This window comes from Desulforegulaceae bacterium (assembly GCA_034006035.1).
Classification (GTDB): domain Bacteria; phylum Desulfobacterota; class Desulfobacteria; order Desulfobacterales; family JACKCP01; genus JACKCP01.
In genome coordinates this window covers 178,045-191,692 of record JAVETN010000001.1, presented here as the reverse complement: position 1 = coordinate 191,692, position 13,648 = coordinate 178,045, and the positions used below count along the sequence as shown (strand labels likewise).

The window sequence follows — 13,648 nt, the reverse complement described above, 5'->3', positions numbered from 1 at the left end:
ATCAACCTACAAAACCTTATCAAGAAAACTTCTGGTTCTTTCATTTTCAGGAGAAGTAAACATTTTTTCAGGGGAAGCCTCTTCCACAAGTTTTCCCTCATCCATAAAAACCACCCGATCGGCCATTTCTCTTGCAAACCCCATTTCATGAGTAACAACCACCATGGTCATCCCTTCTTTTGCAAGCTGTTTCATTACGTCAAGAACATCTCCGACAAGTTCTGGATCAAGAGAACTAGTAGGTTCATCAAAAAGCAAAGCTTTTGGATTAAGAGAAAGGGATCTTGCAATGGCAATTCTTTGCTGCTGCCCTCCGCTTAATTGATCGGGATAAGCATAGGCCTTTTCTTTGAGCCCTACCTTTTCCAAAAGAATAAATGCAATTTTTTCAGCCTCTTTTTTACTGACCTTTCTTACTTCAACTGGACCAAGGCAAATATTTTGCATTACAGTCTTATGGGGAAAAAGGTTGAACTGTTGAAAAACCATTCCTATTTCAGTTCTTATAAAATTAATATTTACATCTTTTGAACAAAGGTCAAAACCGTCAACAACAACTTTTCCTGAACTAACTTCTTCAAGTCTGTTCATACACCTTAAAAGAGTTGATTTACCAGATCCGCTGGGCCCGATTATCACAACAACTTCACCCGGGCTGATCTGAAGATTAATCCCTTTTAAAACTTCATTCTCTCCAAAAGACTTGAATACATTTTCAATTTTTATCATTTTGAAATCCAATGGTTTATGAGTAATCAAGTTTTTTTTCAACCTTGGCAAGAAGCCTTGCTATTACAAAGGTGAAAAAAAGATAAACAATTCCCGCTCCTACAAGAAACTGAACATAATCATAATACCTTGCTCCCATTACTTTTGCAGAATACATAAGCTCCTGAGTTCCTATAACAGACACAAGAGAAGAGTCCTTTAAAAGAACAATTGCTTCATTGCCAAGGGGGGGAATAATTTTTTTCATTGCCTGGGGAAGAATTATATGACGCATTGTCTGATTATATGAAAGCCCTATTGATCTTCCTGCTTCCATCTGCCCCTGACCCACAGCCTGGATACCTGCCCTGACAATTTCTGCAACATAGGCACCGCTGTTAAGCCCAAGAGCTACTATGCCAACCATAAGAGGATCCGGAGACATTGACTGACCAGTAATTATATTAAACAGCTGGGGAACACCAAAATAAATGAAAAAAATCTGCAAAAGCATTGGAGTTCCTCTGAAAATCTGAACATAAAATCCGCTGAACCACTTTAAAAGAATTATTCTTGACACTCTTCCCATTCCAAGAAGAATCCCCAGCACAAGCCCTATTAAAACTGCCCCCAGAGTCAATTTTAAAGTTACCACGGCTCCAGACAACATAAAAATCTTATGCTTCCATAAAAGACTTAAGTCTATCATTTTTTTTTATCTCCTGAATAGAAATTTTACAAAACTTATAATTTAAGATTAAAGATATGGAAAGGATAAATTTATTAAACCAATCAATTTTGAAAACTTTCATCTTTTTTGTACAGACTTTAAAACAATTTCCAAAATCAAAGAAACAACAGCAACAGATAAAACAAATACCAATCAAATTTATGTTGAATTCAAAACTGATATGGTGTTAATAAAAAGGGTTCTCAACAAAATTAAAATAATTTAAATTAAAAAACAGGAATAAAATGCTTTATCCAAATATAATAGTCCAAAGCGGAACATCGTGCATTTCAAAGCAGCAGAAAAAAAAGCTTAAAGCAAGTCTTGGCTCATGTATAGGAATAGCAATTGTTGACAGAGTAAATAAAGTTGGGGGGATTCTCCACACCCTTTTACCTGAGCCATATTCAAATTTTGTCGATATTGAAGAAAAATATGCATCAACAGGACTTCCAAAATTCATTGACGAGCTTATAAAAGAAGGAGCAGAGATAAGCTGTCTGGAAGTAAGTGTTGCAGGAGGGGCTTTTCAAGGAAAATCAACTGACTTGGATTTCTACATAAATGTAGGGGGTAAAACAGCTGAAAAAGTTTCCAATATACTAAAATTTTATAAATTAAATATCCGCCAATGGGAAACAGGCGGTTTTTTTTCTTCCTGTCTGAGCTTAAATCTTAATAACTTTGAAGTATCCATTCTACCTATGATAGACGAATGCAGCATTTCAACCAAAGATTATGTGTTTAAAAAACCTGAAAAAAAACAGATAGAAAAAAAAGTAGACCAAATAAAACCTATTCCCCAAATTGTCATCAAAATTATTTCAATGATAAATTCCAAATCAGCAGGGCTCAAGGATATTGGAAAAGAAATAAAAAAAGATCAAGTAATTTCAGCAAAAGTTCTTCAGCTGTCAAACTCTGCATTCTTTGACAGAACTTATCCTATAGACACAATCGATGAAGCTATTTTACAAATCGGGGAAGAAAACTTAGCAAAACATATTTTAAATCATTATATTAAAGAATTGTTTTCATCCTCAGACAGAGGCTATTCCCTATGTAAAGGAGGACTTTTCCATCACAGTCTCTCAACAGCACTAATAAACGAAAAGCTGTGTAAGTATACTAGGATAGAGCCTCCTCAAGCTGGATATACAGCAGGACTTCTCCACGATATTGGTAAAATAATTCTTGATCAATATGTATCAAAATCCAAACCCTTATTTTACAGGGAACTTCTCAACAAAACAAAAAATATTATTGATGTGGAAAAAGAGCTTTTCGGGCTTGACCATGCTGAGGCAGGGATTCTTCTTGCAAAAAAATGGAATCTACCTGAAGTTATTCAGGATATAATAAGTCTTCATCACCGCCCAAAAGAAGCCAAGAGAAATAAAAATATAATCATACTGACTCATATAGCTGATATTTTAAGCTCATGGTATATGACAGGAGTTCTTCCTGAAACATCAAGAATGGATATTACACTTGATCTTCTTGAAAAAGTCTCCCTTTCTCCAAAAAAAATACTTGAATTCACCCACCAACTCCCTTTAAAAGAGTTTTCAGCACTCTTCCCATTGAAGTTGAATGAAATTTCAGGTAAAAAAGATTGTATAAAAGTTGCTGGGGGAGTTTTATGCCATTAAACGATGAAAAAAAAAATAGGTTAAAGGAAATTCCAGGAATAGACAAACTGATTTTAAAAATAAACAACAAATACTCAGTGAAAAGTATTCCCAAATCTCTTATTTCAAGAAAAACAAAAGAAGTTGTCGATGATTTAAGACAAGACATTGTCTCAGAAAAATACAATTGTAAAGAACAAGTAAATTCTGATGAAATAGCAGAAAAAGTATACAAAAAAATATTAAAAGCCCATGAACCCAATTTTAAAAGGGTAATAAATGCAACAGGAGTGGTTGTTCATACCAATCTTGGCCGTTCCCTTCTTGCAAAGGAAGCAGCTGAATTTGTGTTTGAAAGGGCAACAGGTTTTTCCAATCTTGAACTTGACCTTAAAACAGGAAAAAGAGGCTTAAGATACTCTCTTGTAGAAGATCTTGTATGCGAAATTTCAGGGTGTGAAGCTGCAATGGTTGTAAATAACAATGCTGCTGCTGTTCTTTTATGCCTGGATACTTTTGCAAAGGGAAAAGAAGTTGTGGTTTCAAGAGGAGAGCTTGTAGAAATCGGAGGGTCTTTCAGAATCCCTGAAGTAATGGAAAAAAGCGGAGCTATTTTAAAAGAGGTTGGAACAACCAATAGAACTCATTTAAAAGATTATGAAAATGCTTATGAGGAAACAAAAACAGCAATGTTTTTAAAGGTTCATACAAGCAATTTTGATATAATAGGCTTTACTTCAAAAGTATCTCTTGAAGAACTTTCAAAACTCTCCATGAAAAAAAATATAATCTTCATGGAAGATCTAGGAAGTGGAACATTTATTGATTTTTCAAATTTCGGTCTTCCAAAGGAACCTACAGTAACAGAATCTGTAAAGGCAGGAACAGATCTTGTAACTTTTAGCGGAGACAAACTTTTGGGAGGTCCCCAGGCTGGAATAATTGCAGGCAAAAAAGGGCTTATTGAAGAAATAAGAAAAAACCCTCTTACAAGAGCTTTAAGAATTGATAAAATGACTCTGGCAGCTCTTGAAATCACCTTGAGGCTTTATAGAGATCCAAAACAAGCAGTTAAAAAGATTCCAACTCTTAAAATGATTTCCCAAACTTTAAATGAAATTGAACAAAAAGCACACGAACTAAAAGAGCTTATAGACAATCTTAAGATTAAAAATCTTAAAACAAATTTTGTTAAATCAAGCTCCAGGGCTGGAGGGGGCTCTCTTCCTGAAACAAATATTCCAACAATTTGTCTTGGAATTGAAACAAAATTGTCCGCATCTCAACTTGAAAAACTGATGAGAAAAAACACCCCTCCGGTAATGGGAAGAATTGAAAACAACAAATATCTTCTTGATCTCAGGACAGTATCAGAAAATGAAACCGAAATAATTGCCAAGGCATTTAAAAATCTTAAAAATGAGCTAAGCTAAAAATGGAAAAACATTTCAATCCTGATAAAATTCCCGATTTTCTCTATCCAGCCAAGGAAGGAGAAAAAAATCACAAAATAATTTATTCAGATCAGATAATTGCAGAAATTCTTAAAAAAAGATTTTCTGCATTTTTCCATACAAACAATATCACTGAAATTGCACATTTTGCTTCCGATGAAAGCCTTGGACTTATTTTATTTGCACTTGCCCCTTTTGAAAAAGATTTAAATACACTCGAACTTTTTGATAGTCTTTGCACTATTATCGAAAAATTTGGTAAAAAAACTAAAAACCCATGTGTTTTCATGAACAATAAAGTTCCTGGAATCCTTATAAACACAAACTCTATTGTCTTTCTCAAAAAAACTGCTTCTGAAATAAAATCAAGCTTTAAAAAAGAAACAGAAATGGAAGCCATAGCAGGAATCAGTTATCATCCATGTATAAATTATAGACAGAAACATCTATCTGAAAACTGCCTTAAAGCACTTGTTCATGCTTCAATGCTTGAAGAAAAAACTGCTGTATTTGACTCTGTGAGTCTTAATATAAGCTCAGATGATTTTTTTCAGAAAAAAGAGATTGATAACTCAATAAAAGAACTTGAAAAAGGGCTTCTTCTGAATAAAAAAGATTACAATATTCTAAACAGCCTTGGGGTCTGCTTTGCTGCAAAGAAAGACTTTGAAAAATCTCTTTTATACTTTGAAAAAGCATATTCCGCTTCAGGTAATAATTTTATAATGCCTCTTTACAATCAGGGTTTGATTCATTACCTTCAAGGTAAGCTTAAAACAGCTGAAAAATTTTTTTTGGACGCAATAAGCCTTTCGGAGACTTTTTATGAAATACCATTTTATCTGGGTAAAATTGAATTTGATAAAAAAAACTATACAAAGGCTCTTAAATATCTTTTAAAAGCTGAATCAATAAGGCCTGGAAGTGCTGTTGTTTTAAATTATCTAGGGGAAACCTACCTTTTGGATAATGATTTGGAAAACTCTTTTCTTGCTTATAAAAAATCTCTCAAATCTCATCCAGATAACCCTTATGCACTTTCAGCTCTTGGCTATATTTATTATCTAAAAGGTGAAAATAGAGAAATTTCAAAAACTTTTATAAAGGAAAGTCTTAAAATGGAACCAGACAATCCTTTGTTCAAAAAAAGACTTGAGCTTGTTTCAAAAGAAAAAAGCATAGATGAAACAAACAGAGCTCATAAATTATTTAAAAACTAAATTTTCAAGGAGTAATAAAATGCCAATCTATGAATACCATTGCAAAAAATGCGACACAGACTTTGAGGCTCTTGTGATGTCAGGAGAAACTCCTGAATGCCCAAAATGCGGCACTACCGAGGTTACAAGGCTTATGTCAGCCTGCGGATTTGTCAGCAAGGGGGCGTCTTTTGGAGGCGAGGCTCCAACTACCAAATCTTCTGCCGGCTCAAACCCATGCAATACATGTCCAGCAACCAATTGTTCCTCCTGCGGAATGTAATGATTTTAAAAATATGAAAGGCTTTTCTTTATAATGGGAAACAATCTTAAAGGATTTGTATATCTGGTTGGAGCAGGTCCTGGCGACCCTGAGCTTCTTACCATCAAAGGGAAAAAATGCATTGAAGATTCAGATGTTCTTGTTTACGACTATCTTGCGTCCAAAACCCTTTTAAGACATGCAAAAGAAAATACCGAAAAAATTTATGTAGGAAAAAAAGGCGGGGATCACACCCTTTCCCAGGATGGAATCAACAATCTACTTGTTAAACTTGCAATTGAAGGAAAAACTGTATGCAGACTCAAAGGAGGGGATCCTTTTATTTTCGGGCGTGGGGGAGAAGAAGCTGAAGTTTTGAAAGATAATAATATTGAATTTGAAATTGTACCTGGAGTAACATCTGCAATCTCAGCCCCTGCCTATGCAGGAATTCCCCTTACCCACAGAAGTGCAAACTCTACACTTGCAATTGTGACAGGCCATGAAAATCCAACAAAAAAAACTTCTTCCATAAATTGGGAGAGCCTTGCAAAAGGAATGGGAACCATAGTTTTTTTAATGGGAGTAAAAAACCTTCCAAATATTTCAAAAAAACTGATTGAAAACGGAAAAGATCCACAAACTCCTGTTGGACTTATAAGATGGGGAACCACCCCATCCCAAGAGACTATTAGGGGAACTCTTGAAAATATTGCTGAAAAAGTAAAAAAAAGCAACTTTAAAGCCCCGGCAATTATAGTTGTTGGAGAAGTTGTAAACTACAGGGACAAACTCAAATGGTTTGAAGAAAAACGCCCTCTTCTTGGAAAGAAAATAATGATCACAAGAGCAAGGGCTCAGGCAAGTTCACTTGTTGAAAAACTTTTGGCTCTTGGTGCTGACTGCATTGAATATCCTACAATAAAAATAATTGAACCAGACAATAAATCAGACCTTTTCAATTCAATTGAAAAAATAAAAGATTATTCCTGGCTAATTTTCACAAGTGTCAACGGAGTAAAACATTTTTTTGATGCTTTGTTTGAAAAAAATCTTGATCTAAGGATTTTAGGAAACTTAAATACTGCTGTAATTGGCCCTGCAACAAGAGATGAACTTAAAAAATATGGAATAAATTCAGATGTTTTTCCAAAAAGTTATAGGGCAGAATCTATTATTGAAGCCTTTGAAAATATTAATGTAAAAAACAAGAAAATTCTTATTCCAAAAGCCTTGGAAGCAAGATCTGTTCTTCCAGATGAGCTTAGAAAAATGGGAGCTCTTGTTGATGAGGTAACAGCTTACAAAACAATTCCCCAATCAGATAAAAAAGATGAAATACTTTCTGATATATTAAACGGTAAAATAGACATAGTTACATTTACAAGTTCATCAACTGTAAAAAATTTCAAGGCTCTTTTTACTGAAGATGAATTTAAATCTGCAACAAATAAATTCCAGTCGGTTTCCATAGGCCCAATAACAACAGATACAGCAATTAAACTTGGTATTAACCCTGAAATTACAGCAGAGGAATATACAATAGACGGGCTTGTTGATTCAATTTTAAAACTTTATAAAAAATAAATTTATTGTTTTTCTATCTTGCCGGAAAATCCGGCAAGGTTGAAAATCAGCCAATTCATCACAGGTTAAGTTTATATCGGTTATTAAAAGCCCGAATTTTTCATCACTTTATCAAGCTCATACCATTTTTTACCATAACTAAATTTTGCAGCAGCTTCAGGGGCCATTCCCTAAATTAGAACTTGATAAATTCCAAGTCTTTTAACTCTTTTTTTTAAAATAGCCCTTTTTTTATTTTCTTCGGCTATCATACCTGCGTAAATAACTGTGAACCACTGCTCTACTATTATCTGGTGCTTTTTATCATAGGTTGATACAATTTCATCAATCAGGTTCAATACATTTTTATCGATTTTCTCACTTGTATCATTGTAAATTCTGACAAAATCATTGTATACTTTTTTGTCTGGGTAAAATTTAGAAAGTTTTTGAAGATCTGAAAAATACATTGAATCAAAAGGAGCTTTTTTAAATCCTGAAGCTTCCTCAACATAAACACACCAATTATCAAATCTACCTTTATCAAAAACAACCTGCCTTGAATTAAACAGTTTTTTTACAAGCCTTTTCATTTGCAAAACCCTTTTGCTCAACCCAAACATTTTCAATAAAACACCAGGCCCTTAGCTACAAAAGAGCTGAAATAAAACAAGTTGACAAATCTTTATCTTTCTCAGCTTCTAAAAAATCTTCAATTAAAACTTCTATCCTTGAAATATTAAGATTGCCAAAACGTCCATTTACTTCAGCCCTTACTTTGTATTTACCAAATTTCAAATCTATGAATTATTTTAAAAACTTCATTTCAGTTGGAATCTTAGACCTCCTGAAAAAAATTTTAAAGCCATAATAGAATGAAGCTAAATCAACTTTTAATTGCTTTTGAAGATTAGATTTCAAACTTGAATCCCCATTAAATATGGAAAACAAAATAAAGCAAATCTTTTTTTGAGACTAACTCTAATTGTTTTCACCCAAGCTAGAATCGAATCATCGAAAAATTTATCACTGCTCAATAAAATTTACTTATCAAACACAACTCCGTTTTTAAGACCAAATTTTTTTAAAAGAACAGCCATGGGACAAAACTTTGTAAATGATGCCTGAAAAAGATTCACACCTACAAATCCTGTAAAAATAAACCAATAAGGAGAATGAAGCCAGCCAAGAAGAACACTTAAAAAAACAAATAACCCTGCAATTGCCATTACCCCTCTTTCAACGTTCATTAAAGCCTCCTTAAAACTTGTGTTTTAAATTTAATTCTAATCAATCTTAACTTTTGGCCAATCGCTAAGTATAAAAAAATTTTAATCCCCTAGTATTCGTCCTCAATAATTAGATTGATTTTGTCGGATAACTTATCAAGATCTCTGCGTATTTTTTCATCTATTGTATGATTGAACTCTGCGGCAATAAATCCTGCAAGCTCGTCAAGTTCATCATAACTATAATCAACTTTAAAGTATTTGCCTTTTACTTCTGCTTCTTTTAAACGAAAGACTAAGTAATCAGGAGCAAAAGTGTTTTCAAGTATAAGATTTTTTTCTTTTTCTGTAAGAATAACTCTTATAGGTTTCATTTTTTTATTCTCGACCTTTTAATTAAGTTAATAAATTTAGATAATAAAAACTAAACTATTTTGCAGATTTAATAATATTTTACAAACATTTAATTCTTAAAAAAACAAACTTAATAAATTTCAGCCAATAGTCTTCCAATTAATTTTCAGCTGATTTGACTGTTTTTTAACAAATCAAGAGTCAAGTGGATTAAACCCAAGCTCCCTTAAAAGTTCAAGGTCATTTTCCATTTCTTCACCTGCGGTTGTAAGATAATCGCCTGTCATTAAATTGGAGGCTCCGGCATGGAAAACAAAAGGGAAAAGTGATTTAAGATTCTCTTTTCTCCCTCCGCAAATTATTATTTCCTTGTCAGGAAGCACTAATCTGAGCAAAGCAACTATTAAAAGGCTTTTAAAAGGTGTTAGGTGATTAAAGCCAAACACTTTGGTTCCTTTAGTCGGAGCAAGAAAATTTACAGGCACTGAATCTGGATCAAGTTCTTTAAGGCTAAGTGCAAATTCTACTATTTGCTCATCAGTTTCTCCAAGACCTAAAAGTCCTCCACAACAAACTTTTAAACCTGCTTTTTTCGCATTTTTTACAGTTTCAACTCTTTTACTAAAACTATGGGTAGTACAAACATTAGTGAAAAAAGATTCAGAGGTTTCAAGATTGTGATGATATCTTTCAAGTCCGCTTTTTTTAAGCTCCTTCAAAGTCTGGTAATCTGCAATTCCAAAAGAAGCACAAAGAGTTGGATTTTTGCCTTTTTGAATTAAAAGAGCTTTTTTAAACTCATCAACATCTTTTTTTAAAGGCCTTTTTCCGCTTGTTACAATTCCAAACCTGCTTATCTGAGTTAATGACAGGTTTTGTGACGCATTGATAATTTCTTCAGAACTTTTAAAATTATATTTTTCAATCTTGGCAGATGAAATACTCGACTGGGTGCAAAAAATACAATCTTCACTGCAATTTCCTGACTTTGCATTCATGATTTTGCAAAGCCCTATTTTATCTTTAAAAAAATAATGTCTCACTTTATCAGTTATATAGATTAGTTTAGTAAAATCTTTTTTTTTTATTCTTAATATAGTTAGCAGCTCTTTTGGCTTAAAATGTTTTTTATCAATAATTTTTTGTATAAGCTCTTCAGGCTTTGTTTTGAGCATTAAATTTACTCCTTCAAATATTTTCCAAAATTTCTTATTACATTTTTTGCCTCTTCAATGGAAGTTACACTAAACATTTTAAAATTTACATTATCGTTGCAATGCTCCATAATCACTTCTAGATCTTTAGAATCTTCAACTACCCTTATAAGATATTTAATATCCATTCCTGAAAAAATGTAGTGAACTTTTCTAAGATAAAACCCAAGCCTCTTACTCATGAATTCAATGTTTAATTTTCTTAAATCACTTATAACAGAAAACCCAGGTTCAAGATTTTCTGTCATATTTATAATCACATTAGAACATATTTTGGCTCCGCTCTTATCAGGAGTACCATAAAACTGAAATAAAATTGTATTGGTTTCTTCATTAACCTTTACAATCCAGCTGAATTTGTCCTTTTTCCCTTTCTGGACAAGGGGAGGCTGATGCTTTATTTTTTTCTTAAGTTTTTCAATCATATTGTTTTTAAGCTCCAGCTCTTCTTCAAGCCGGATCACTTCCTTAACAAGAAAAGGCGTAGCTTTAATTGCAATCCTAATGTCTTTTATATCAGCTTCCGCCTTGTGTCTGAATTTGCTTTTAAGAAATTCAATATCCAATTTTATACTCCAAGATTGACCTTATGCTCGTCATTTTAAAATTTTCAAACCTTCTACTTCTGAAACTTATCAAATTTTGGCTATTAGAAAAACTTATATTAGCTTTGTTTATTGTTAATCTATTTTTAAAAAATTATCCTCAAAAATATTTTAAATTTATCTTTATCATGGTTAATTTCAATTAAAATCTTTTACCAATTAAACAAAAAAGCCAAAAAAAATTTAATTAGAAAACTTTTAAATTAAGTAATAACAAATTATCAGTTCCTATATTATAACAAATACACTCTTGGAAGGATAAGCCTTGTTGCCTGGGTAAAAAAACTTAAAACTGTTATTGATTGCTCAGCAAAAAAAATTTGACCCTATTCTATAAGCGGAGGAAAAATGGTTTTTTAAGATTTTCCAGCTTGACCTTGAAAAAACTACCCATACGGGACTTGCAGATATAAAAGAATAAAACAAAATTTGACTTTATTTTATGGACTTTAAATAAGAAAAGCCTGTAATTAAAATTACAGGCTTTTACAGCTCAAATATATAAAAATTTCAATCTTATTTTAATTCAAGCTTAAATTATTCTGCTTTATTTTCATCTAGGGGTTCACACATAGAAATAACGCACATTGGAGCACCATCGCTTTTGCGATTTCCAAGTCTTACTATACGTGTATATCCACCATTTCTTGAGCCGAATCTTTCATCTGCTTCTTCAAAAACTTTATGAGCAACTTCTTTTTCCCTTATAACCGCAAGAGCCTGCCTTCTGGCATGAAGATCTCCTCTTTTTGCAAGAGTTACCATTTTATCAGCCCATTTTCTAAGCTCTTTTGCCTTCACAACTGTTGTCTTGATCTGACCATGCTTCAAAAGCGAGGTAACCATGTTTCTAAACATAGCGTTGCGATGACTTGAAGTTCTGCCCAGTTTAACTCCTGATACTTTGTGTCTCATATCCTGCTCCTATTCTTTGTCTTCCTCATCATCTTCCTCAGGAGGCACAAAACCTTCTAACTTGGTTCCAAGTGATAAACCCATCTCCCCAAGGACTTCCTTAATTTCATTCAATGATTTTCGGCCAAAATTCTTTGTTTTAAGCATTTCACTTTCAGTTTTCTGAACGAGCTGGTAAATTGCCCTTATTTTTGCATTTTTAAGACAATTTGAGCTTCTTACTGAAAGCTCAAGTTCATCAACACTTCTATATAAATTTTCATTGAATTTCGGCTTATCCTCTTCAGTCTTTTCTGGCTCAGGTTCAGGTTCAAGGTGCTCATCAAAAGTAATAAAAGGATTCATCTGTTCTTTTAAAATTTTTGCTGCGTAAGCCAAACAATCTTCAGGCGTTACACATCCGTCAGTTCTGATCTCAATTGTAAGCTTATCATAATCTGTTTTTTGCCCCACACGTGCATTTCCCACATGGTAACTTACTTTTTTTACAGGTGAAAATATAGTATCAACTGCAATAGAATCCTCTAAGATAGGCTCGTCATTATTCTGAGTTGATAAAGTATATCCCTTACCTATTCTGACTTCCATTTTTATATTAAGATTTCCCCCCTGAGAAACCGTAGCAATATATTGGTCAGGGTTAAGAACTTCTATGGAACCGTCCGCTGATACTATCTGAGAAGCATAAACCTTCCCAGGTGTATCTGTTTTAAGCTCAATAATACGCGGTTCAAGATCAAAAGCCTTGAGCCTTACCTCTTTAAGATTCAGAATAATATCTGACACATCTTCTATTACATTTGGCACTGTTGAGTATTCGTGGGTAACGCCCTCAACCCATACCCTGACTATCCCTGCTCCGTAAATTGAAGAAAGAATTATACGTCTCAGGGAATTACCGATAGTTGTAGAATACCCTTTTTCAAGAGGTTCAAAAACAAACTTTCCATAGGTATCAGTTGTTTCTACCTGAACTTTTTCAGGCTTGATCATCTCTCGCCAGTTAATATATACAATTTCATCTAATTGTGAATTTGATGACATTAATTTACTCCCTTACGCCAGGAAGGTTTTTATTGTTAAACATGAAAATCCCTGAACTTTAAAATTAATCGCTACCTGGAGTAAAACTCAACAATAAGATTCTCCTGGATAGGCAGTGCAATGTCTTCCCTTACAGGCATATTCTTCACAAAACCTTTAAAATTATCTTTTTCAAGCTCAAGCCACTGAGCAATTCCACGTCTTTCTACAGCAGCAAGAGAGTCATTTATACTCTGATTGTTCCTGCTCTTTTCAACAAGTTCAACAACATCGCCGGACTTTACCAATATTGAAGGTATATTAACTTTTTTACCATTAACTTTAAAATGATTATGCCTTACAAGCTGTCTTGCCTGGTTTCTTGAAGGTGCAAATCCAAGGCGATAAATCACATTGTCAAGCCTGCGTTCAAGTGAAGCCAGAAAATTTTCTCCTGTTACACCCTGGAGTCTTGATGACTTCTGGAAAGTCAGCTTAAACTGCTTTTCAGAAAGCCCGTAAAGCCTTCTTACTTTTTGTTTTTCTCTAAGCTGAATTCCATATTCAGTAAGCTTTGTTCTTCTCTGTCCATGCTGACCAGGAGCATAAGAACGTCTTTCAAATGCACATTTATCTGTAAAGCACCTATCGCCTTTTAGAAATAATTTTATATTTTCACGTCTGCAATGTCTGCACACCGCTCCCCTGTATCGAGACAAGGCCTCCTCCTTAATTAAAAAATTACTTTTCTATATCAA

16 protein-coding genes are annotated in these 13,648 nt (G+C 33.5%); 5 read left to right on the top strand and 11 right to left on the bottom strand.

What is annotated here, in order from left to right; translation table 11 throughout:
- Positions 1 to 6 precede the first annotated feature (6 nt).
- Positions 7 to 729, bottom strand: coding sequence for an amino acid ABC transporter ATP-binding protein (locus tag RBR53_00930; GenBank protein ID MDY0131210.1), 723 nt, complete (start codon positions 727 to 729; stop codon positions 7 to 9).
- A gap of 16 nt (positions 730 to 745) precedes the next feature.
- Entirely contained in the window at positions 746 to 1,417 is a 672-nt protein-coding gene (locus tag RBR53_00925) for an amino acid ABC transporter permease (protein ID MDY0131209.1), read from the bottom strand.
- A 266-nt stretch (positions 1,418 to 1,683) separates the two neighbouring features.
- Between RBR53_00925 and RBR53_00920 the strand changes: the two genes are divergently transcribed.
- The 5 genes from RBR53_00920 to cobA are packed head-to-tail and all read left to right on the top strand — an operon-like array spanning position 1,684 to position 7,571.
- Positions 1,684 to 3,090, top strand: coding sequence for an HDOD domain-containing protein (locus RBR53_00920; protein ID MDY0131208.1), 1,407 nt, complete (start codon positions 1,684 to 1,686; stop codon positions 3,088 to 3,090).
- The gene (selA, locus tag RBR53_00915; protein ID MDY0131207.1) at positions 3,081 to 4,502 is read left to right on the top strand and encodes an L-seryl-tRNA(Sec) selenium transferase; all 1,422 of its coding nucleotides are present in this window, start codon (positions 3,081 to 3,083) and stop codon (positions 4,500 to 4,502) included. The genes RBR53_00920 and selA overlap by 10 nt, the downstream gene beginning before the upstream one ends.
- A 2-nt stretch (positions 4,503 to 4,504) precedes the next feature.
- Positions 4,505 to 5,743, top strand: coding sequence for a tetratricopeptide repeat protein (locus RBR53_00910; GenBank protein MDY0131206.1), 1,239 nt, complete (start codon positions 4,505 to 4,507; stop codon positions 5,741 to 5,743).
- A gap of 19 nt (positions 5,744 to 5,762) precedes the next feature.
- On the top strand, positions 5,763 to 6,005 hold the full coding sequence (locus RBR53_00905) for a zinc ribbon domain-containing protein (protein ID MDY0131205.1): 243 nt from the start codon (positions 5,763 to 5,765) through the stop codon (positions 6,003 to 6,005).
- 33 nt (positions 6,006 to 6,038) lie between these two features.
- The gene (gene cobA, locus RBR53_00900; protein ID MDY0131204.1) at positions 6,039 to 7,571 is read left to right on the top strand and encodes a uroporphyrinogen-III C-methyltransferase; all 1,533 of its coding nucleotides are present in this window, start codon (positions 6,039 to 6,041) and stop codon (positions 7,569 to 7,571) included.
- 170 nt (positions 7,572 to 7,741) lie between these two features.
- On the opposite strand, the gene RBR53_00895 is transcribed toward cobA, so the two are convergent.
- From RBR53_00895 to rpsD, 9 genes are all read right to left on the bottom strand, one after another.
- Positions 7,742 to 8,143 carry a hypothetical protein gene (locus RBR53_00895; GenBank protein ID MDY0131203.1) on the bottom strand — a complete coding sequence of 134 codons (402 nt, stop codon included), beginning with the start codon at positions 8,141 to 8,143 and terminating at the stop codon, positions 7,742 to 7,744.
- Between the two features lie 55 nt (positions 8,144 to 8,198).
- Positions 8,199 to 8,348: a hypothetical protein gene (locus tag RBR53_00890; protein ID MDY0131202.1), complete on the bottom strand. Its 150-nt coding sequence runs from the start codon at positions 8,346 to 8,348 to the stop codon at positions 8,199 to 8,201.
- A gap of 245 nt (positions 8,349 to 8,593) precedes the next feature.
- Entirely contained in the window at positions 8,594 to 8,800 is a 207-nt protein-coding gene (locus RBR53_00885; GenBank protein ID MDY0131201.1) for a DUF2892 domain-containing protein, read from the bottom strand.
- A gap of 89 nt (positions 8,801 to 8,889) precedes the next feature.
- A complete protein-coding gene (locus RBR53_00880) occupies positions 8,890 to 9,153 on the bottom strand; it encodes a hypothetical protein (protein ID MDY0131200.1) in 264 nt (87 codons plus the stop codon).
- A 174-nt stretch (positions 9,154 to 9,327) separates the two neighbouring features.
- Positions 9,328 to 10,308: a biotin synthase BioB gene (bioB, locus tag RBR53_00875; protein ID MDY0131199.1), complete on the bottom strand. Its 981-nt coding sequence runs from the start codon at positions 10,306 to 10,308 to the stop codon at positions 9,328 to 9,330.
- A gap of 5 nt (positions 10,309 to 10,313) precedes the next feature.
- Positions 10,314 to 10,913: a hypothetical protein gene (locus RBR53_00870; protein ID MDY0131198.1), complete on the bottom strand. Its 600-nt coding sequence runs from the start codon at positions 10,911 to 10,913 to the stop codon at positions 10,314 to 10,316.
- 576 nt (positions 10,914 to 11,489) lie between these two features.
- Entirely contained in the window at positions 11,490 to 11,867 is a 378-nt protein-coding gene (gene rplQ, locus RBR53_00865) for a 50S ribosomal protein L17 (protein ID MDY0131197.1), read from the bottom strand.
- A gap of 9 nt (positions 11,868 to 11,876) precedes the next feature.
- Complete coding sequence (locus tag RBR53_00860) at positions 11,877 to 12,911, bottom strand: DNA-directed RNA polymerase subunit alpha (protein ID MDY0131196.1); 1,035 nt, start codon at positions 12,909 to 12,911, stop codon at positions 11,877 to 11,879.
- Between the two features lie 71 nt (positions 12,912 to 12,982).
- Positions 12,983 to 13,609: a 30S ribosomal protein S4 gene (gene rpsD, locus RBR53_00855; GenBank protein ID MDY0131195.1), complete on the bottom strand. Its 627-nt coding sequence runs from the start codon at positions 13,607 to 13,609 to the stop codon at positions 12,983 to 12,985.
- Positions 13,610 to 13,648 lie beyond the last annotated feature (39 nt).